General features: G+C 55.3%; 16 protein-coding genes. 7 read left to right on the forward strand and 9 right to left on the reverse strand.

The window, feature by feature from the left end:
• Positions 1–90: 90 nt before the first annotated feature.
• The 6 genes from R3I13_RS09925 to R3I13_RS09950 all read left to right on the forward strand — a co-directional run bounded on the left by R3I13_RS09925 (position 91) and on the right by R3I13_RS09950 (position 9255).
• Positions 91–996 (forward strand): DUF72 domain-containing protein, encoded by a 906-nt coding sequence (locus tag R3I13_RS09925; RefSeq protein ID WP_346317786.1) that lies wholly within the window; start codon positions 91–93, stop codon positions 994–996.
• A 42-nt stretch (positions 997–1038) separates the two neighbouring features.
• Positions 1039–3960, forward strand: a complete 2922-nt coding sequence (locus R3I13_RS09930) for an FAD-linked oxidase C-terminal domain-containing protein (RefSeq protein ID WP_346317787.1) — start codon at positions 1039–1041, stop codon at positions 3958–3960.
• Positions 3961–4048: 88 nt separating this feature from the next.
• Positions 4049–5326: a sorbosone dehydrogenase family protein gene (locus R3I13_RS09935; RefSeq protein WP_346317788.1), complete on the forward strand. Its 1278-nt coding sequence runs from the start codon at positions 4049–4051 to the stop codon at positions 5324–5326.
• Positions 5327–5519: 193 nt separating this feature from the next.
• Complete coding sequence (gene murI, locus R3I13_RS09940; RefSeq protein WP_346317789.1) at positions 5520–6347, forward strand: glutamate racemase; 828 nt, start codon at positions 5520–5522, stop codon at positions 6345–6347.
• A gap of 48 nt (positions 6348–6395) precedes the next feature.
• On the forward strand, positions 6396–6929 hold the full coding sequence (locus R3I13_RS09945) for a ferritin (protein WP_346317790.1): 534 nt from the start codon (positions 6396–6398) through the stop codon (positions 6927–6929).
• A gap of 184 nt (positions 6930–7113) precedes the next feature.
• Positions 7114–9255 (forward strand): ATP-binding protein, encoded by a 2142-nt coding sequence (locus R3I13_RS09950; RefSeq protein ID WP_346317791.1) that lies wholly within the window; start codon positions 7114–7116, stop codon positions 9253–9255.
• 198 nt (positions 9256–9453) lie between these two features.
• On the opposite strand, the gene R3I13_RS09955 is transcribed toward R3I13_RS09950, so the two are convergent.
• The 7 genes from R3I13_RS09955 to R3I13_RS09985 form a co-directional block, all read right to left on the reverse strand.
• Positions 9454–10680 carry an MFS transporter gene (locus tag R3I13_RS09955; RefSeq protein ID WP_346317792.1) on the reverse strand — a complete coding sequence of 409 codons (1227 nt, stop codon included), beginning with the start codon at positions 10678–10680 and terminating at the stop codon, positions 9454–9456.
• 15 nt (positions 10681–10695) lie between these two features.
• Positions 10696–11475 carry a 3-ketoacyl-ACP reductase gene (locus tag R3I13_RS09960; RefSeq protein WP_346317793.1) on the reverse strand — a complete coding sequence of 260 codons (780 nt, stop codon included), beginning with the start codon at positions 11473–11475 and terminating at the stop codon, positions 10696–10698.
• Entirely contained in the window at positions 11472–12632 is a 1161-nt protein-coding gene (locus tag R3I13_RS09965; RefSeq protein ID WP_346317794.1) for a Gfo/Idh/MocA family oxidoreductase, read from the reverse strand. The genes R3I13_RS09960 and R3I13_RS09965 overlap by 4 nt, the downstream gene beginning before the upstream one ends.
• 12 nt (positions 12633–12644) lie before the next feature.
• Complete coding sequence (locus R3I13_RS09970; RefSeq protein WP_346317795.1) at positions 12645–13454, reverse strand: sugar phosphate isomerase/epimerase family protein; 810 nt, start codon at positions 13452–13454, stop codon at positions 12645–12647.
• Positions 13451–14800 (reverse strand): glycosyl hydrolase, encoded by a 1350-nt coding sequence (locus R3I13_RS09975; protein ID WP_346317796.1) that lies wholly within the window; start codon positions 14798–14800, stop codon positions 13451–13453. Before R3I13_RS09975 ends, R3I13_RS09970 begins: the two co-directional genes overlap by 4 nt.
• Before the next feature lie 197 nt (positions 14801–14997).
• The gene (locus tag R3I13_RS09980) at positions 14998–15849 is read right to left on the reverse strand and encodes a chromate resistance protein ChrB domain-containing protein (protein WP_346317797.1); all 852 of its coding nucleotides are present in this window, start codon (positions 15847–15849) and stop codon (positions 14998–15000) included.
• Between the two features lie 425 nt (positions 15850–16274).
• On the reverse strand, positions 16275–16712 hold the full coding sequence (locus tag R3I13_RS09985) for a nuclear transport factor 2 family protein (RefSeq protein ID WP_346317798.1): 438 nt from the start codon (positions 16710–16712) through the stop codon (positions 16275–16277).
• A 121-nt stretch (positions 16713–16833) separates the two neighbouring features.
• On the opposite strand from R3I13_RS09985, the gene R3I13_RS09990 reads away from it, so the two are divergent.
• Positions 16834–17790, forward strand: a complete 957-nt coding sequence (locus R3I13_RS09990) for a nitrilase family protein (protein ID WP_346317799.1) — start codon at positions 16834–16836, stop codon at positions 17788–17790.
• A 61-nt stretch (positions 17791–17851) separates the two neighbouring features.
• Here R3I13_RS09990 and R3I13_RS09995 read toward each other — a convergent pair whose 3' ends face one another.
• On the reverse strand, positions 17852–18721 hold the full coding sequence (locus R3I13_RS09995; RefSeq protein WP_346317800.1) for a polysaccharide lyase: 870 nt from the start codon (positions 18719–18721) through the stop codon (positions 17852–17854).
• 42 nt (positions 18722–18763) lie between these two features.
• Positions 18764–19987 (reverse strand): family 16 glycosylhydrolase, encoded by a 1224-nt coding sequence (locus R3I13_RS10000; RefSeq protein WP_346317801.1) that lies wholly within the window; start codon positions 19985–19987, stop codon positions 18764–18766.
• Positions 19988–20011 lie beyond the last annotated feature (24 nt).

Below are 20011 nucleotides of genomic sequence, written 5' to 3' on the forward strand. Positions count from 1 at the left end.
GGCTCCTCGCAATGACGGGCTCTTCGTGCCATGAAGGACTTCCCGCATGCACCGCTTCCACCCTGTTCCAAAAAAATGATACATTGCAATATGCAGTTCGGACGGCAGGACCTCAGCGTTCTCAACAACATCGATTTCAAATTGCCCGCGGAGCCGGCTTTTAACAGCGGCGCCCTTTCCGGCAAGCCCGCCGCGCAGCCTGTTATCAGGCTCGGGGCTACCAGCTGGAACCGGAAAGACTGGGTGGGCGGGTTTTTCCCAAAAGGCACCAAAGAAAAGGACTTTCTCCAGGAATATTCCAAACACTTCAACAGCGTGGAGCTGAACGCCACCCACTACAAGATCTACCCGCCGGAAACCATCCGCGGATGGGCGGAGAAGGTCAGCAACCCCGATTTCCGCTTCTGCCCCAAGCTGCCCCAGAGTATCAGCCATTATTCCAACCTGGTGAACGCAAAAGACCAGACAGACGCATTCCTGGAAGGCATCCTGGCGTTTGAAGGCAAGCTGGGCCCGGTGTTCATCCAGATGAGCGAAAGCTTTGGCCCGGCGCGGAAAGACCTGCTGTTCACCTACCTGGCCTCACTGCCCCGCGACCTCCGCTTTTTCGTGGAGCTGCGCCACCCGGACTGGTTTGCCGATCCCCATCACGCCACTGCCCTCTACGAGGCCCTGCGCAAGCTGGGCGTGGGGCTGATCATCACCGATACAGCCGGCCGCCGCGATGTGGTGCACATGCACTTGCCCGTGCCCCGGGCCATGATCCGCTTTGTAGGCAACAGCCTTCACCCGACCGATTACCAGCGGGCGGACGATTGGGTGAACCGCCTGGCCTTCTGGCTGGCCAACGGGCTGGAAGACGCGTATATTTTCATGCATATGCACGACGATACGGCAGTCCCGGAAATGGCCATTTACCTCGGCGATAAGCTGGAAGCCGCTACAGGCCTGAAGATCAGGAAACCATACATCCACCGGGAAAATACCCTCTTTTAGGGCCTATTTTAACAGTCTGATGAATGTATTATTTTCGCCCTCATGATCAAGCGAGAATTGCTGGAAAAGCTAGGCCAGGAACTGAAAGGCGAATTGTTTACGGACGATACCATGCGCACCCTGTACGCCACAGACGCTTCCGCATACCGGGAAATGCCCCTTGCGGTAGCCATCCCTGAAAATGAATCCGACATCAAAACCCTCATCCGGTTTGCCCGGGAACATAAGACCTCGCTGATACCCCGCACCGCGGGCACTTCGCTGGCCGGCCAGGTGGTTGGGAACGGCATTATCGTGGACGTTTCCAAAAAATTCACCCGCATCCTTGAGATCAACACCGAAGAACATTGGGTGCGCGTGCAGCCCGGCGTGATCCGCGACGAGCTGAACCTCTTCCTCCGCCCCCACGGCTTTTATTTCGGGCCTGAGACCTCCACCGCCAACCGCGCCATGATCGGCGGCATGGTGGGGAACAACTCCTGCGGCTCCAATTCCGTGGTATACGGCAGCACCCGCGAGCATTTATTATCCGTCAACGCCATCCTCAGCGACGGCAGCGAAGCCAGCTTCGGCGCCCTTACAGCCGATGAATTCCATGCCAAATGCGAAGCGGCCGACGGGAGGCTTGAAACGGCCGTGTATAAGCAGATCCGCACCCTGCTGGGCAATGCAGACAACCAGCAGGAAATAAGGAAAGAATTCCCCAAACCGGAGATACTGCGCCGCAATACCGGCTATGCTATAGACATGCTGCTGGAAACCGCGCCCTTCACCGCCGGGAAAGAAGATTTTAATTTCTGTAAACTGATAGCCGGTTCCGAAGGCACCCTTGCCTTCCTTACCGAGATCAAACTGAATATCTCGCCGCTGCCGCCCAAAGAAACAGGGCTGCTGTGCGTGCATTTTAATACCATCGACGAATCGCTGCGGGCCAACATCATCGCCATGCGGTACAAGCCCAGCGCCAGCGAGCTGATCGACCATTTCATCCTCGAATGCACCAAAGACAATATCGAGCAGCGCAAGAACCGCTTCTTCGTAGAAGGCGATCCCGGCGCGATACTCGTCGTAGAATTCCTGCGCAATACCCGTGAAGAGATCGTTGAAGTGGCAGACAGGCTGAAGGCCGACATGCAGGCCGCGGGGCTGGGTTACCACTTCCCCCTCCTTTTCGGCGACGATACCAAAAAGATCTGGACCCTGCGCAAAGCGGGGCTGGGCCTGCTCAGCAACCTGCCCGGCGACGAAAAGGCCGTACCCGTGATCGAAGACACCGCGGTGGCGGTGGAAGACCTTCCCGCCTACATCGCCGAGTTCAACCAGATACTCGAAAAATACGACCTGTTCTCCGTTCACTATGCCCACGCCGGCAGCGGGGAGATACACCTGCGCCCGATCATCAATCTCAAAACAGCAGAAGGCAACCAGCTTTTCCGCACCATTGCCGAAGAAATAGCGACCCTCGTTAAAAAATACAACGGTTCGTTGAGCGGCGAACATGGCGACGGCCGCCTGCGCGGCGAATTCATCCAGCAGATGATAGGCCCGAAGAACTACCAGCTGCTGCGCCAGGTGAAATACACCTGGGACCCGGAGAATATCTTCAACCCGCACAAGATCGTAGACACCCCGTCTATGAACAGCAACCTGCGGTACGAGCCCGGCAAAAAAGCCCCGGACCTGGAGACCATTTTCCATTTCCCGCACCAGACCATCCTGCAGCATGCAGAACAGTGCAATGGTTCCGGCGACTGCCGCAAAACGCATCTCAGCGGCGGCACCATGTGCCCCAGCTACATGGCCACCCGCAGCGAGAAAGACACGACCCGCGCCCGTGCGAACATCCTGCGCGAAGTGCTCACCAACTCCACCAAACAAAATAAATTCGATTCCAAAGAGATATACGAGGTGCTGGACCTCTGCCTGGCCTGCAAGGGCTGTAAGTCTGAATGCCCCTCCAACGTAGACGTGGCGAAGATGAAGATGGAGTTCTTGCAACATTATTACGACGCCAACGGCGTGAGCATGCGCACCTGGATGATCGCGAATTTCAGGATGCTGACCAGCCTCGCCGCCATTGCGCCCGGCATTTACAACTGGCTTGTAAAAGGCGACCTGTCCAGCCGGCTGATCAAACGTTTCTCCGGCTTCGCCGAAAAACGCTCCATGCCTACGCTGGAACGTAAAACATTGCGCAGCTGGCTGAAGCAAAACCCGCAGGCTGCAACACAGTCCCGCAAAGTGTATCTCTTCTGCGACGAGTTCACCAATTACAACGACACCCATGTAGGCATCAAAGCCGTGAACCTCCTGCGCAGGCTGGGTTACGAAGTGATACCTGTAGATCACCCTGAAAGCGCGCGCGCTTTGCTCTCCAAGGGTTTCCTGCGCAAAGCGAAAGTGATCGCCGAAAAGAACGTAAAACTTTTCAGCAGTCTCATCAGCGAAGAAACGCCGCTGGTAGGCATAGAACCCTCTGCCATCCTGGGTTTCAGGGATGAATATCCTGACCTCGTGGGCGAAGGGCTGCGCGATACTGCAAAACAGCTCGCGAAGCATGTGTATATGATAGATGAGTTCCTGTCTATAGAAGCAGACCTCGGGCACATCCGCAGCGATATGTTCAAAGCGGCAGACAGGAAGATCAAGCTGCACGGGCATTGCCAGCAAAAGGCCCTCAGCAGCGTGCTTCACAGCAAAAAGATACTGAGCCTCCCCGAGGGTCATTCCGTGGAAGTGATCCCTTCCGGATGCTGCGGTATGGCCGGTTCTTTCGGGTATGAAAAAGAGCACTACGATGTGTCTATGAAGATCGGCGAACTGGTATTGTTCCCCGCTGTGCGCAATGCCGCGGAAGGCACGCTGATAGCTGCTCCCGGCACCAGTTGCCGGCACCAGATCAAAGACGGCACGGGAGCGAAGGCGCAGCACCCGGTGGAGATACTGTATGATGCGCTGGCATAGCTGAACAGCAGCAAGGTTTGTATTGCGGCCGCAGGCAATTGTGGCAGCATAATTGCGGGAAAACTGTCGTTACAAACAGTTCTGCACTATGAAACGCGTACTCCCAACCCTGTTCATTTCCATTGTTGCTTTCGCCGCCTGCAACAATGCAGCTAAACAAACAACTACAGATTCTACGGCTATGACCCCGCCTGCCGCAGTAGCCGCGGGCGACAGCCTCCCCGCTCCTTACGCGACGGATACTGTGCGGAATAATCCCGCCGTGGTGGGCTGGCCCGAAGGCAAGACCCCGCAGGCGCCTCCCGGCTTCACCGTGCAGAAATTCGCCAAAGACCTGAAAAATCCCCGCTGGATATACGTATTGCCTAACGGCGACGTGCTCGTAGCTGAAGCCAATAAAAAGCCCCGCAGCCCCAGCGCAGACCGCATTACCATCTTCCGCGACACCAATGGGGACGGCCTTCCTGACGAACAGAAGATCTTCATGAGCAACCTCAACTCCCCCTTCGGCATGCTGCTGCTCGGCAATCAATTCTACGTGGCCAACACCGATGCGCTGATGGCATATCCTTACACCACGGGCGCAACAGAAATAAAAGACCCTGGCAAAAAGCTCCTGGCTCTGCCTGTTGGCGGCTATAACAATCACTGGACGCGGAATATCATTGCATCCAGGGACGGGAAAAAAATATACATCGCCATCGGCTCCGGCAGCAATGTGGCGGAGCATGGCATGGCCAATGAAATACGCCGCGCCAACATCCTCGAAGTAAACCCGGACGGCACGGGCGAAGTAATATACGCATCCGGCCTGCGGAACCCGGTGGGCATGGATTGGGCGCCCGGTTCCAATACCCTGTGGACCGTGGTGAACGAACGTGATATGCTGGGAGACGACCTCGTGCCGGATTATCTTACCAGCGTGCAGAGCGGCGGCTTTTACGGGTGGCCGTATTCTTATTTCGGGCAACATGAAGACCCGCGCATACAGGGCGCGGATAAAAAGCCCGACCTCGTGGCAAAGGCCATTGTGCCCGAGCTCGGCCTGGGCTCGCATACGGCTTCGCTCGGCCTTGTGTTCTACACCGGCAATACATTTCCTGAAAAATATAAAGGCGGCGCATTCATCGGCCAGCGCGGCTCCTGGAACCGTTCCGTATTATCCGGCTATAAAGTGGGTTACGTGCCTTTCAGCAACGGGAAACCTGCAGGTAAAATGGAAGATTTCCTGACGGGGTTCATCTCGGACATTGATAAGTCCGAGGTATACGGAAGACCTGTTTGCGTGGCCGTGGCGAAAGACGGCGCGCTGCTGGTGACGGACGATGCGGCCAACATCATCTGGCGGGTGGCGCCTGCAAAATAACAGCCTCAACGTTCAGGGGCTTGCCGAAACTGCGCATGATGCACTACTCACGGTCACGGATATACTTCGGTACCAGCCACGCAGGTTCCTGGGAAGCATCCTTCAAAGCCATGGAAAACAAAACCGCTCATTTCGCCCGGGAAAAGCACGAAAGCGCAAACCGTTGCGGGATAAAAATTAGTACTTTTGCCACATGGGTAAAAAGACCGGACCGATCGGGGTTTTTGATTCAGGTTATGGCGGGCTCACCGTGCTGAAGGAGATCATAAAGGAATTGCCGCAATACGATTACATCTATCTTGGCGACAACGGGCGCGCGCCTTACGGTATCCGCTCCTTCGAAACCGTGTACCACTACACGCTCGAATGCGTGCAGCATCTTTTCAGGATGGGTTGCCACCTGGTGGTGCTGGCCTGCAACACCGCTTCCGCCAAAGCGTTGCGCACCATCCAGCAGAACGACCTTCCGGGGATAGACCCCGAAAAACGCGTGCTGGGCATTATCAGGCCCACTACCGAGATCGTGGGCAATTACTCCAAAAGCAGGCAGGTAGGCATTTTTGGCACCACCGGCACCGTTAATTCCATGAGCTATCCTATCGAGATAGAAAAGTTCTTTCCCGACCTTACCGTATACCAGCAGGCCTGCCCCATGTGGGTGCCCCTGGTGGAGAATAATGAACACAACAGCAAAGGCGCGGATTATTTCATCAACGAATACATCCGCAAGCTGATGGTGCAAAGCGGGGAAATAGACACCATCGTGCTGGGCTGCACGCATTACCCTTTACTGGCAGATAAGATACAGCAGCACCTTCCGCCTGGTATAACCCTGCTTTCACAAGGCGCTATTGTCGCGAAGAGCCTAGCGGACTATCTCCGGCGGCACCCCGAAATGGCCGCTAAATGCAGTACCGGGGGCACAAGGGAGTTTTATACGACAGACGACACCGAGACCTTCGACCGGCAGGCCGGCATCTTTTTTGAAGAGCCGCTGAGCAGCAAACACCTGAACCTTTAAAGCATTCTTTCAAAATAATTCGTAATTTGATTCAAAGACATCTAATTTATGCTGAGTAAAACCATACAGGAAGCGCTCAACGCGCAAATCGGGCTGGAAGCCGCATCATCCCAGGCATACCTTGCCATGGCCTCCTGGGCAGACATTCAACCCGGCCTCCAGGGCGTTTCGGAGTTTTTCTATAAACAGTCCGACGAAGAAAGGGTGCACATGCTGAAGCTCATCAAGTTCGTGAATGAGCGCGGCGGTTTCGGTATCGTTCCCCACCTGGGCCAGCCGATCATCACTTTCCAGTCCATCAAACGCGTATTTGAAGAATTCCTCGCGCATGAGATCAAGGTGTCTGAAAGCATCAACGACCTGGTGCATATGGCCCTGCAGGAAAAGGATTACGCCACCCACAACTTCCTGCAATGGTATGTATCAGAACAGATAGAAGAAGAAAGACTGGCGCGCACCCTCAACGAAAAACTCGAGATGATCGGTGAAGATAAAAGCGGCCTCTACCTCTTCGACCGCGACATCCTCAACTTCCGCATGCAGATCAGCGGCGGCAGCGGAGGAGGAAGAGGCGGCCATTGAGTTGCGATACCAACATATTTGCAGAATACTATCATGAAAACGTCCGGCTGTACAGGCCGGGCGTTTTCTTTTTCATTAACAATTGATTCACATTTATCCGCCGCTTCGTTAACACAGCAGGTCCTGCATTTCCGGTATATTTGATCATCAACGTGAAACCAGTACACCAAAAAATTGTTAACTGATGGGCTCAACTTCCCCGATGAGCAGCCGTAATCACTTCCTACGATATTTATTGATTGCCATTCTCGTGATAACGCTGGTGAGCATTGTGCTGACCGTTTACCTTCGCCAGCAGCGTTCTTCCAGGCTGGAGAACGCCGTACAGCAGCTTTCCTCCGCAGGCGCGCAAATAGAATGGATAGACCATGCCGTTATCACCCTCTATGCCGCCCAGAACCATTTCCGGTATTTCACCCTCACCTACCAGAACGAACATTTTAACAATTACAGCAAAGCCCTGCAGCTGGTGGCCGCAGACCTCGATTCCCTCGAAGCCCGCCGCAGGCACGAGCAGAAGATGGGCGGCATGCTGAAAGACATGGAAACAAAAAGCGCCATGTTCATGCACGTCAAGCAGGGCATGGATTCGCTGCTGATCCATAAAGGCAGCTGGGATACCGCCGCGCAGCACAACGTGTTCCAGGCCATCCCCTCCTTCAACTTTTCCCAACGCGTGGTGACAGACACCATCGATCCCGGGAAAAAAGCGGCCAAGTCAAAAAAGCTGTTCGGCCGCCTGGCCGACGCCATTGCAGACAAAAAGCCGAAGCAGGACACTGCCGGTTCTTCAAAGAAGATCGTAAAGACCACCTATTCCATCGACAGCCGAAGCCCCGGCTACCGGCGCGAAATGGAACGCATACACGCTTATTACAACGACCTCTATAAAAAAATATCGCAGGGGCAGGTGAACCTCAATAAACGCGAACTGGAGATGGTTGCCTCCAGCGACCGCCTGCTGAAAACCCTCCGGGAAGACCTTACCGCGCTCAAAGCCCAGGAAGTGGCTGCTACAGCGGAGAAAAAGCAGGCGATCGCGGCGGATATCGGGCAAATGCTGGCTGGGAAAGACAAAGCCACCCTGCGCGGCGTCTGGCTCATCAGCCTGCTCACCATCCTCATCCTTTTCCTGCTCTGGTTCGACTACCGTAAGGGCCTGCAATTGCAAAAGGCCAAACAGACCGCGGAAAAATATTCCAGGCTCAAAAGCGATTTCGTGGCCAGCATGAGCCATGAGATCAGGACGCCGCTAAACTCGGTGATCGGCTTTTCCGAACAAATGGCCAAAACGAACATGAACCCCGAGCAGGAAGAGATCATGGACGCCATCAATCTGTCCGCGGGCGTGCTGCTTTCTATCGTGAACAACGTGCTGGATTTTTCCGCGCTGGAGCAGGGTAAGTTCGCGCTGGACACTTTTGCATTCTCGCCGCGCAAAGCCATAGAAGACACCGTGAAAGGCATGCACATCCAGGCGGCAAGGAAAAAGCTGCAACTGACCACCGACATCCGTTTCCCGCGGGAGACCATGGTGGAAGGCGATGCTTTCCGGCTGAAGCAGGTACTGTTCAACATCATCGGCAACGCCATCAAGTTCACCGATGAAGGTTCGGTAACAGTATTGGCGGACCTGTTCGTGCAGAATGGAAAATCAACGCTGAGCATCTCCATTGCAGATACCGGCATTGGCATAGACCCGAAGCACCTGCCGCATATTTTCGATGAATTCACCCAGGTGCCGGGTGCGAGAGGAACCTCCGGAAGGCACGAGGGCAGCGGACTTGGGCTTACCATCGTGCGCAAGATCGTGGAGCTGCACGGCAGCGGGCTGCAAGTGGAAAGCTACCCCGGCAAAGGCACTACCTTCCGTTTCAGCCTTCCCTACAAAACCGCCAGCAACACGATCATCATACAGCAACAGGACATTCATGAGCAGAAGCCCAGGCTGGCGCACATCCTGGTGGTGGACGACAACAACCTCAACCGCCGCCTGCTGGAAATGATCCTCGACCGGCTGAACATACCCTTCCTTTCCGCCGGCAACGGCATAGAAGCGCTGGAGCTGCTTTCGGAAAATGAATTCGATATGGTGATGACGGACATACAGATGCCTGAAATGGACGGGCTGACGCTGGCAAAACGCATCCGCGGCCTCAGCGATCCGCAAAAGTCCGCACTGCCCATATTGGCGATCACGGGGAACGTGGTAAAGGAAGACCTGGAAACCTATATGGCCGCGGGTATAGATGGTTACGTGCTTAAGCCGTTCAAAGAAGCGGATATAGTGGAAAAGCTCAGGATCTTTCGTACCGTTGAAAAATAAAACCACGCGCGAAGCGTGGTTTCCGTGAGTCAACCCGGCAGGTAGCAATCTGTTTGGGGAGCCGGGCATTAAAATTTCGCTAACAATGATAACTCCGGCAGGCAAGTTTAATGCCATCACCTAACTCATTCATTTTCATACAGCCATACCAGGTTATCCTGTACGATATTGCACAGATTTGTCCGTATCCGGACAAATCTATTCCGTGTAATCAAGATCTTTTTCAAAGGTTTCGGCTAAGCCCCGCAGGGCCAGCAGCGCAACGACCATGGTAAGCAAACCCACCGCAGCCGCGCTGTAAAGCACGCCCCATAAAGGTCTCAGGTAGAGGAACAAAGTAGTGAGCGGGATCACCGCGCCCCTTACAAAATTGGGAACGGTTGTGGCCACCGTTGCACGCAGGTTGGTGCCGAACAATTCCGCCGCCACGGTTACGAACAAAGCCCAGTAGCCGTTCGTAAAACCGAGCAATGCGCAAACGATATAGAAGGTAGTAACGTCTTTGAACGGGAGGAATAAATAAACGGCGATCATGACCGCGGACAGCAGCAGGAATAACAGGATGATCTTTTTCCTGCTGCGCACCAGCTGGCTGAGCAGCCCGCTGGCGATATCGACGAACACCTGGCCCGCAAAGGCGAGCATCACCGCTTTGCCCGCCACTACGGGGGCAGACAGGTTCATGGCCCTGCCAAACTCGGGAGAGAACGTGATGAGAATGCCCACGGCAAACCATATCGGCAAACCGATGGCGATACATTGCAGGTAACGCAGCGCTTTGCCGCTATGCGTAAACAACGACAGGAAATTCCCTCTCGATACCTGCATCGCTTTTGTTTTCGCATAAATGCCGGACTCCAGCACCCGCACACGCAACAGCAGCAACAGCAAACCCAGTCCCCCGCCGATAAAGTACGATATGCGCCACTGGAAAAGGTCGGCCATGAAATACGCCATGATGGCCCCGATCACGCCCAGTGTAGCCACCAGCGTAGTGCCATATCCTCTTATTTTCCGCGGCAGCACTTCCGTGACAAGCGTAACACCCGCGCCCAATTCCCCTGCCAGCCCTATGCCGGCGATGAACCGCATGAAAGCGTATTGCGGCACCGTTTCCACGAAGCCGTTCGCGATATTGGCCAGGGAATAGATCAGGATGGAACCGAACAGCACGGAGAGCCTTCCCTTTTTATCGCCCAGCACGCCCCAGAGGATGCCGCCGAGGAGCAGGCCGAACATTTGCACATTCAGCAGCAGCGCGCCTTTATGCAACAGCTCATCATCCTTCAGGCCGAGCGATTGCAGGCTGGGCACGCGCACCACGCTGAAAAGAAAAAGGTCGTACATGTCTACCAGGTAACCGAAGGCTGCAACCAATACAGGCAGGCGCAGCAGTTCCCTGGCCGTGGAATTTGTCCGGGTCATACGTTGGATTTAAGATCATAATCTGGAAATGGTAAGGCCGCCGTCTACCATCACTACCTGCCCCGTGGAATAAGGCAGCGCGCCGGAAGCCAGCATGGCTACGGCTTTCCCTACATCGTCCGGCAGGCCCCAGCGGGGCTGCACGAGCAGGCCGTTCTCAATCAGCCGGTCATATTTTTCATGCACGCCGGCGGTCATATCCGTTGCGATCACGCCCGGTCTTACTTCATATACGGGAATGCCGTGCGGGCCCAGCCTAACGGCGAACAGCTGCGTCATCATACTCATGCCCGCTTTGGCAATGCAGTATTCTCCCCGGTTCACAGACGCCACTGTTGCGGAGATGGAGGAAATATTGATAATGCAGCCATTCAGCTCAGGCGTTTGCAGCATGCGGTTGGCCACGGCCTGCGAGAGGAAAAATGCGCCTTTCAGGTTAGTGTCCAGCAGGCGGTCGTAGCTTTCTTCCGTGGTTTCCAGGATGTCTTTCCTTTCTCTGGGCGCCACGCCTGCATTGTTGACCAGCACATGCAGCACCCCGAAATGGTCCCAGGCCTTTTGCAGCACCTGTTCCCGCTGCGCGGCGTCGGATACGTCGCCGGGGCAATAGATCACCTCCGCTCCTGCTGCCCGCAATGATTGCAGCGCTTCCTGCACCGCATCTTCAGCGCGCACGCCGTTGATGGCCAGGTTGAAGCCCTGCTGCGCAAGGTGCCTGGCAATGCCCAGGCCGATGCCGCGGCTGCCGCCGGTGACGAGCGCCGTTCTTTTTTCTTTCCGGTCTTCCTGTTTCATAACGGATCGATATTTACCCAGCAGCGTTTTGCCCAGCTTTCCAGGCCTTTCTCCGCCAGTTGTACCCCTTTGGCGCCTTCTTTCAGGTTCCAGGGAAACGGTTCATTTTTGACTACGTGGCGCAGGAATAATTCCCATTGCACCTTGAAGGCATTATCGTACGCCTCCTGGTCGGGCACTTTCGCCCAGCCTTCAAAAAATTTGATCGGTTGCTCCACATCCGGGTTCCATACAGGCTTCGGCGTGTGCCCATAATGTTGCACATAACAATCGCGCAGGCCGGCTACAGCGGAACCATGCGTGCCGTCTACCTGGAGCGTAAGCAGGTCGTCGCGGCGCACGCGCGTGGTCCATGATGAGTTGAAATGCGCGATGACGCCGCCTTCCAGCTCAAACGTGGCATAGGCCGCATCGTCTGCCGTGCAGGCATATGGTTCTCCTTTTTCGTTTATCCGTTCGGGTATGTGCGTGGCGCCGAGGCAGGATACGGCTTTCACTTCGCCGAACAGGTTGTCCAGCACATACCGCCAGTGGCACAGCATATCCAGGATGATGCCGCCTTCGTCTTCTTTCCTGTAATTCCAGCTGGGGCGCTGTGCGGGAATGGAATGCCCTTCAAACACCCAGTAGCCGAACTCTCCTTTCACGGATAATATTCGCCCGAAGAAATCCTGTTGTATCAATCGTTTCAGGCGAAGCAACCCGGGCAGCCAGAGCTTATCCTGCACCACGCCGTGTTTCACACCGGCTTCTTCGCAGAGCCTGTACAACTCCATGGCCACGGCGGTTCCTGAAGCGATGGGTTTTTCACAATAAATATGTTTGCCGGCCGCCACGGCCTTACGCACGCTCTCCGCGCGCATGCCGGTGGTTTGTGCGTCGAAATAAATGCTGTAACGCGCGTCTTTTAAGGCAGCATCCAGGTCTGTGGTATATGCTTCGATGCCGCTTCTTTCCGCCAGCGCCTTCAGCCTGGCCGTGTTGCGGCCCACCAGCAGCGGTTCGGGGAGAATGTATTCTGTGTCGCTGAGCTTTACGCCGCCCTGTTGTATGATCGGCACAATGGACCGCAGCAGGTGCTGGTTGGTGCCCATCCTGCCGGTTACGCCGTTCATGATGATGCCAATGCGGTGAATGATCTTTTGTGTATCAGCCATGTGATGTTGTTTTCAGGAATGATGGATGTATGCCTGTTTTATTTTTTCAAGGAAAGCCAGCTGATCGCCCGCCCAGTATTCCGTGGAAAATATTTCCACTTCATGATACCCTTCAAAACCGGTGGACTCCACCCATTGCCGTATCTGCTTCACAGGAATGCAGCCTTCGCCCATCAGCGCCCGGTCCAGCAGCAGGTCGCGGGTGGGCACGCGCCAGTCGCAGATGTGGAAGGCGAACAGCTTGCCGTTGCTGCCGCAGCGGATGATCTCCTGTTGCAGCGCGGGATCCCACCAGAGATGGTACACGTCTACCGCTACGCCAACAAAGGGGGAATCCAGCTGTTCCGCCAGGCCGTTTGCCTGGGAAAGCGTGTTGATGGCCGAACGGGAATCCGCATACATGGGGTGCAGCGGTTCTATAGCGAGCCTGACGCCTGCGGATTTGGCATAAGGTTCTATGGCCGCAATGCCTTCAGCGATCTGCCTGCGCGATGTTTCCAGCGGCTGCCCCGGCGCCGCTCCGCATACCAGCACGATCATGGGCGCGCCCAACGCGGCCGCTTCTTCGATAGCGCGGAGATTGTCTTCTATCGCCGTCTGCCTGCCGGCTGCTTCCATATGCGGGAAAAAGCCGCCCCGGCAAAGCGATACGATCTCCAATCCCGCGTCCCGCAGCAAACGGCCGGTGGCAGCGACATCCCGGCCTTCCAGCGCGTCGCGCCAAACGGTGATGCCGCCTACGCCTGCTTTGGGATAGGCCTCAGCCGCCTGCTCAATGCTCAGCGGTTTGGTGGTGATGGTGTGCACGCAAAGCCTGTTCATGCCACACAATTAAAGAATGCATAATAAGGCTCGCCGGTGATGAGGCGCTGCACGGTGAGCGCCAGCTCGCGTATATGATAATCGCCCCACATACAGGATTCGCCGTAGGGGGCCTGTCCTTCTTTTGGCGTATAGTCCCAACCGTTAGGCCGGTGGTAGATCGTGTGCAGCAGCAGTCCCTGGTGTGATGCATTGGTGCTCAGATAAGGCTCTTCCAACAGGGTTTGCAGGATGGTGAGGCCCGCCTGGAAATATTGTTTGCCGTCTTCGCCGCCGAGGTATTTGCCCAGGCGGATGAGGCCCTGCGCCGCGATGGCCGCAGCCGAGCTGTCTACCGGCTCGTACGGGTTAAAGGGATCGGCGGGTTTGGACAGGTAATCGCCCATCCTGGCGAGGCCCGGCGCGCCCGTGTCCCAGTAAGGCACGCCATCTGCGGGTGTATGTTGGATATAAAAATCACAAGTGGCCCTGGCGGCCTTTTCTAACCAGGGCAGGTGTTGTTTGGCGGAAGGGATGTTCGCCAGGAATTCCAGCTCTTCCGCGAAGCCAAGCATGGCCCATGCCAGGCCGCGCGTCCACGTGGTGAAGCCGGAGAAGCCCTGCTGCGCATTGGGCGCGCGGAAGTTGCCGTCGTTCGTATTGAAGATGCATTCATGCGCCGTGCGGCCTCTTTCATCATACGCATCGCGGCCTTCACCGTACCAGATGTTGTACGTAGCGGTGGCTTTCATGTGCTGCAGCGCGCGTTCCAGCAGGCTGATGCGCACATCGTTCTCCCCCTGCAGCACATGGCCGAGCTGGTGGCTGACCATGAGGATGCGGCAACTGCGGATGGTGTCTACAAACAATGAATGAGGGCCGTTGAAAGAATAAATATATCCCCCGCCGCCTGCAACGGGCGTGAAACGGGCCGCCTGCACCGCCCCTGAGACTTTCAGGGCGAGCTCATAGAAATTGATCTCCCATTCATCCGCCGGGATGCGTTCTTCGCGGATGAGGCGCAGCAGGTTGCCGTAGGTGCTGACGTTGTTGAAACCATGATCATGCACGCCGGTGTGGCTCAGGTGCGGCGCCATGTACTGCACGGTATTGTGCCGCCCGATGTCGAGGAAACGGTCGTCGTCCGTAGCGTCGTATTGCAGGATGGCTGAGCCATATTGAAAACCCTGCGTCCATTCCGTCCAGCCGCGGGTGGTGTACTGCCCCTGGCGGGTGAACACGGGGGCGCCCTGGGCGGTATTGTAGTGTTCTTCGATGTGCAGGATCTTTTGGGCGGAAAGTTGCCAGAACTGCTGAAGCCGGGCAGCGAGGTGCTGCGGCTGTAATGATCCGTTGATGTTTATCATGGGCCTGTGCTTTGGGTAACGCAGGAATGGGGCCGGCAATGCCGCTCCGTTTTCATACGTGGTGTTGGAAATGATCTACAGCTCCTTATACCGGCGCTTTGGCCTTGCTGGTGAATGGTACAAACGTGAAATCCGAAACGTTAAGCCGGTATGATGCAAACGTTTACGCACATATTAAGATAATACAAATTCCGGAACTATTCTTTTTCCTGCTTTTCCTTTTGCGCCCTGATCGTTTTCAGGTGGCCTGTGGGGGTTTTGCCATAATGTTTGCCGAAGATGCGGGAAAAATGGCCCTGGTCCGAAAAGCCCGTCATATAAGCAATCTCGGAGAGCGAGTAGATGTCTTCTTCCATCAGCTGCATGGCTTTTTCCATGCGCAGGCGGCGGATCTCTTCCCCGAACGCGTGATGGTCAGGGTGTTGGGTAAGGCTGCCGGCGTCTACCCTCAGCCGTTCAGCCAGGCCGGCGAGTTTCAGCGAAAGGTTGGTATCGATATCATCCTGCACAAAGGCCGCGATCTCCCTGACCCATTCGGGTTTCTTCGCCCTGTCTGCATACTTCTGCGTGATGAACCGGTGAAATACTTCCATCAATTTGCTTTCCGCATCCGGCAGCAAAGGTTTGCGCACATGCCCGGCCCAGTTGTAGAGCGCGTCGTAGATGAGCAGGCTTTGCTGCAGCAGCGTTTGGCCATTATATTCCTTATGCGCCAAACCGGCGGCAATAGCGCGGAGGCCGGAAGATTGCGGGGTGAGGTGGAAATGGCCGGTAGCCGCGCCTCTCACGATATTGGCCACTTCTTCAAGGGCCGGGCCTGTAAGCCGGTGTTTCTGCATGAACACATCAAACAGGCATTCGTCGGGATGGCGGGTATAATACGAGGAGCCTTTTATATTAAACGGGATAACGTCTCTTTCCGCGAGGGTGGCTGTGAGCATTTCAGGTTCAACATATACTATCTCTGCATCAGGATCGATGAAACGGAGGATGAGCCATGAGCAGGCGATAGTTTCCATTTCCGGGCGCTGGAGAGTGATCCATTTCATAAAATACTTATACTTATAGGATTTTAAGACGTGATTTTAACCTAAAATCATGTTTTTTAGACAAATTTCCTGTTAACAGGTTCTTAATCCCCTGAAATAATACAGCCGCGCCGGCGGGGACCGGGCCGGCGTGCTAAAACGGTCACACTTATTAGCAATGAAATTCCCTGCCATGCAACAACACACAAAATAATACTTCCAGGAAAATTTGTTTCCACCGGGAGTTCCCTCTGCCCCGGAAACAAATTGCAAACGATCGCACATTTTTTATGCGAACGATTGCTCACAACAGGAATTTAACCAAACTCACAAACAGGAAAGAGGACAAAATAACATCAGGGCTGATCAGTTTCATTGCTTGTATTTACGCATAAAAAAGGAGATGCTTCACCGCATCTCCTTTCCTTTGTGAGAAGAACATCCGTTTATTGTACCGGGGGGATTTTCACCGCCTGCCTGGCCACCAGCTTCCATTGCCCGCCTTCTTTACCAAATACCAATAGAATATGGAGGTTTACCGTGCCCGCTTTCCCCCCGTCGTTGATCTGCCCGCCCAGCGTGTGGCGCACGATGGCCGTTTGCCCGGTGATGGCGATGGTTTGCGCGGAAAGGTCCATGGTTACGAAGTCTGACTGGCCGCTTACAAGATTGCCGATGAACGTAGTCTTGTCTTCGATCCTCCCGTTGGAGTGGCCATAGCTCAGCCTGGCGGCAGTGAGTTTTTCAAGGGCCGCTTTGTCAGCATCTATCATGGCGCTGCGTAGCGATTGCACGGCTGCGGCTACCGCCGTTTCGTCCTTAGATTGTGCTGTAGCGAACTGGAAAATGATACTGAATGCCAATAGTGAAAAGAAGTGTTTCATGTTTTCATTTTTGTGGAAGAGCAGACAAAATACGAAAAAGCAGGGTACGCCCCGGCATTCCCTCCAATGTTTTATCATGACCGGTATTTTCTTTAGATTAGCCATCTTAAACCCAACAAAGATGAGACCGATCAAAATAGCGACCGCACAATTCGAGAACAGCAGCGGGGATAAGAAACAGAACCTTTCCGTGATCAGGGACCTCGCGGCGGCAGCCAAAGCAGGCGGCGCCGACGTGATCGCCTTCCACGAATGCTCCGTGACCGGCTATACATTTGCCCGCCACCTGGACCGGCAGCAGATGCTGGACCTGGCAGAGCTCATCCCTTCCGGCCCGAGCATTGAGGCGCTCCGGCAGATCGCTGAAGAACTGGATATTGTGATACTGGCGGGACTCTTCGAAAAAGATGAGCGCAACGATCTCTTCAAAGCATATGTGTGCGTGGATAAGAACGGCCTGGTGGCCAAATACCGCAAGCTTCACCCGTTCATCAACCCGTATCTCAGCAAAGGCGACCGGTACGTGGTGTTTGAGCTGCTGGGCTGGAAATGCGGCATCCTCATTTGTTACGACAACAACATCATCGAAAACGTGCGCGCCACGGCGCTTTTAGGCGCGGATATCATCTTCATGCCGCATGTGACCATGTGCACCCCCAGCACAAGGCCCGGCGCGGGATTCGTGGACCCGAAGCTCTGGGAGAACCGCCTGCAGGACCCTACTTCCCTGCGCCAGGAATTCGACGGGCTGAAAGGCAGGGCCTGGCTCATGAAGTGGCTGCCCGCCCGCGCATATGACAACGCCGTTTACGCAGTATTCTCAAATCCTATTGGCATGGACGACGATCAGCTGAAAAACGGCTGCTCCATGATCCTCGATCCTTTCGGCGACATCATTGCCGAATGCCGGAAGCTGGACAACGATTACGCCATTGCGCTCATCACTCCCGAAAAGCTGCAGCAGGCGGGCGGCTACCGTTACAGGAAAGCACGCAACCCCGCGCTGTACAGGGATATCATCGGGCAGGAAAATGTGCCGGAGCAAAAAGTGGTGTGGATGAATGGGAAAGAGAAATAGAACCGGGAACACTCAGATACCCGGTTCTATGGATCACAGTGCGGCGGGAGAAACCTTTATGTTAGTTGATCCTGGTCACCACCAGGTCGTCGTAATATACATACCCAACGGAGGAGCTCATCCAGTAGCTCTGGCTGCCGCCGCGGAAAGTGTGGAAACTTATGTTGCGGATCAGGCGTTTGGAGTCGTTGGTGGTCCAGCGCATGGCCCTGTCCAGCACGGTAGTGCCGTTGATGATCAAACGCGCGCGGCCGTTGGTGTTGGAGCCGGTGTTGCTTTTGGCATACAGGGTCACGTTGTAGGTCTGGCTTTTTGCGAGGCTGCCCGAAGAAGGATAGCTTACGCCGAAGTTATCGCCGTAGTTGCCGGCCTGGTCGCGGTGATACACGTAGGGATGGAAATAGATCCTGCCATTGTTATTGTACCACATCAGCCGGAAGCTGCCGCCATTGCCGTCCCAGCCGGGGTCGCCGCCGGTATTGCCGTCGCCGATGAGCAGGCCGAAGCCCAGCTTGCCGCCCCTGCTCCAATCAAAAGCACTGTGGAAGCGGATGGTAAAGCTCACCTGGTATTCCGAACCGTCAGACACGTCGATGTTGGAGACTACGCCGCCCGCGCCGGAAAGGGCATTGGGCTCAAGCGTGATGCGGAGGTTGCCGTTGGAGATCATGGAACGCCCGGCGTTCCAGCCGCTGATGTTCCCAAAATCTGCCTCCGCCTGCGATTGGGAATATTGCGTGCCGTGAGTGTAGCTGTTCCAGTTTTCGGAGAACGAGCCGTTGATAGCCATGATCCCCACGTCTGTGGCGGATGTTTCGTTGCCCAGTGATACGGGCTGTTCCTGCTCTTCAGCAGCGGGTTTGGAACAGGATGTAATGAAAAGTGCGAGCACCAGGATGGCTGCGCCGGTTGCATGGAAGTGGAATTTCATTTTTCGCATTTTTGTTTTCTTATACGTGAAATAATAGACAGACTAATAAGTGAACTTCTCCCATCCGCCTATGGTAGCACGGTTGCAGGTCATGGCCTGCGTACCGTTCTCGCTGGATATGTGAAAACCGTTGTTGCCCCGTAAAGAAAATGTGCCGTCGCTGTTAGACACCCAGTCGAATTTCTCCCAGTCGCCAATGGTGGCGCGGCTGCAGGTAATAGGCTGCGCGCCGTTCTCTGAAGAAACATATTTGCTCATGCTCCGAAGCGCCACTTTGCCGCCGCCTGCATCTACCACGGTGAACTGTTCCCATGCCTGCACAGCGGGCCTGTTGCAGCGCATGGCCTGTGTGCCGTTTTCCCCGCTGGCATATTGACCATTGTTACCTCTCAGGGAAATCACCGAGCCGATGGGCGCTCCGCCGGGGTTGTTCACAATCTCATATACCCGCACATAATCTACCAGCATCGTGGCAGGCAGCGCATTGTCGTTGATCGTCTGGCCCGGCAGGTTGCCGCCCACGGCGAGGTTGAGCAGGATGAAGAAATTGTTGTGGAACTCTTCGGTGCCGTTGATATTGTTGAGAATGTTTGCCGTGTGGAATTGCACGCCGTCCACATACCAGCGGATGCTGCTGGCGTCCCATTCAATAGCGTATACGTGGAAGTTCGTGGGCGAAGTGGTGGTATTGCCGCCGTAGTAGCTGTAGGCGGTGTTCCACCAATGGATCGTGCCGAGCACGGTACTGCCGGTGTTCACATGCTCCATGATGTCTATCTCCCCGCAACGCGGCCAGCCTACGCCCGGCGTACCGATGTTGGTACCCAGCATCCAGAAGGCGGGCCAGAGGCCTTGTACAGCCGGCAGTTTGATATTGGCTTCGATGCGGCCATAACGTTTGGAGAATTTGCCGTTGGTGTTGATGCGGCCCGAGGTATAAGGTTTGCCGCCCACGCTTTGTTTACGGGCGGTGATCACCAGGTTGCCGCCGGTTACGGCTACGTTGGCCGTCTGGTAATACTGCTGCTCATTGTTCACGCCAAGGTCGCCGTTCTCGTAGCCCCATTTTGACTGGTCAAGGCTGGTGCCGTTGAATTCGTCCTGCCATACCAATTGCAGCGCCTGGGCCTGAACGGCGGATCTTTTGTCCTCCAGCGGTACTTTTTCCCGGGAGGGGGCTTTCCGGTCTTTTGTGCAGGATACTGTAAAGAACAGCAGAGATGCCAGCGCAGCAGATGCCGGCAGAAATAAGGATTGAAGTTTCATAGTTTTTCAGTTAACGTGTGAATA

This window comes from Chitinophaga sp. YIM B06452, assembly GCF_039655965.1.
GTDB lineage: Bacteria > Bacteroidota > Bacteroidia > Chitinophagales > Chitinophagaceae > Chitinophaga.

Bases quoted from the DNA above. Each gene is read 5' to 3' on its own strand.
- R3I13_RS09925 (WP_346317786.1), top strand. From the start codon at position 91: ATGCAGTTCGGACGGCAGGACCTCAGCGTTCTCAACAACATCGATTTC.
- R3I13_RS09930 (WP_346317787.1), top strand. From the start codon at position 1,039: ATGATCAAGCGAGAATTGCTGGAAAAGCTAGGCCAGGAACTGAAAGGC.
- R3I13_RS09935 (WP_346317788.1), top strand. From the start codon at position 4,049: ATGAAACGCGTACTCCCAACCCTGTTCATTTCCATTGTTGCTTTCGCC.
- murI (WP_346317789.1), top strand. From the start codon at position 5,520: ATGGGTAAAAAGACCGGACCGATCGGGGTTTTTGATTCAGGTTATGGC.
- R3I13_RS09945 (WP_346317790.1), top strand. From the start codon at position 6,396: ATGCTGAGTAAAACCATACAGGAAGCGCTCAACGCGCAAATCGGGCTG.
- R3I13_RS09950 (WP_346317791.1), top strand. From the start codon at position 7,114: ATGGGCTCAACTTCCCCGATGAGCAGCCGTAATCACTTCCTACGATAT.
- R3I13_RS09955 (WP_346317792.1), bottom strand. From the start codon at position 10,680: ATGACCCGGACAAATTCCACGGCCAGGGAACTGCTGCGCCTGCCTGTA.
- R3I13_RS09960 (WP_346317793.1), bottom strand. From the start codon at position 11,475: ATGAAACAGGAAGACCGGAAAGAAAAAAGAACGGCGCTCGTCACCGGC.
- R3I13_RS09965 (WP_346317794.1), bottom strand. From the start codon at position 12,632: ATGGCTGATACACAAAAGATCATTCACCGCATTGGCATCATCATGAAC.
- R3I13_RS09970 (WP_346317795.1), bottom strand. From the start codon at position 13,454: ATGAACAGGCTTTGCGTGCACACCATCACCACCAAACCGCTGAGCATT.
- R3I13_RS09975 (WP_346317796.1), bottom strand. From the start codon at position 14,800: ATGATAAACATCAACGGATCATTACAGCCGCAGCACCTCGCTGCCCGG.
- R3I13_RS09980 (WP_346317797.1), bottom strand. From the start codon at position 15,849: ATGAAATGGATCACTCTCCAGCGCCCGGAAATGGAAACTATCGCCTGC.
- R3I13_RS09985 (WP_346317798.1), bottom strand. From the start codon at position 16,712: ATGAAACACTTCTTTTCACTATTGGCATTCAGTATCATTTTCCAGTTC.
- R3I13_RS09990 (WP_346317799.1), top strand. From the start codon at position 16,834: ATGAGACCGATCAAAATAGCGACCGCACAATTCGAGAACAGCAGCGGG.
- R3I13_RS09995 (WP_346317800.1), bottom strand. From the start codon at position 18,721: ATGAAATTCCACTTCCATGCAACCGGCGCAGCCATCCTGGTGCTCGCA.
- R3I13_RS10000 (WP_346317801.1), bottom strand. From the start codon at position 19,987: ATGAAACTTCAATCCTTATTTCTGCCGGCATCTGCTGCGCTGGCATCT.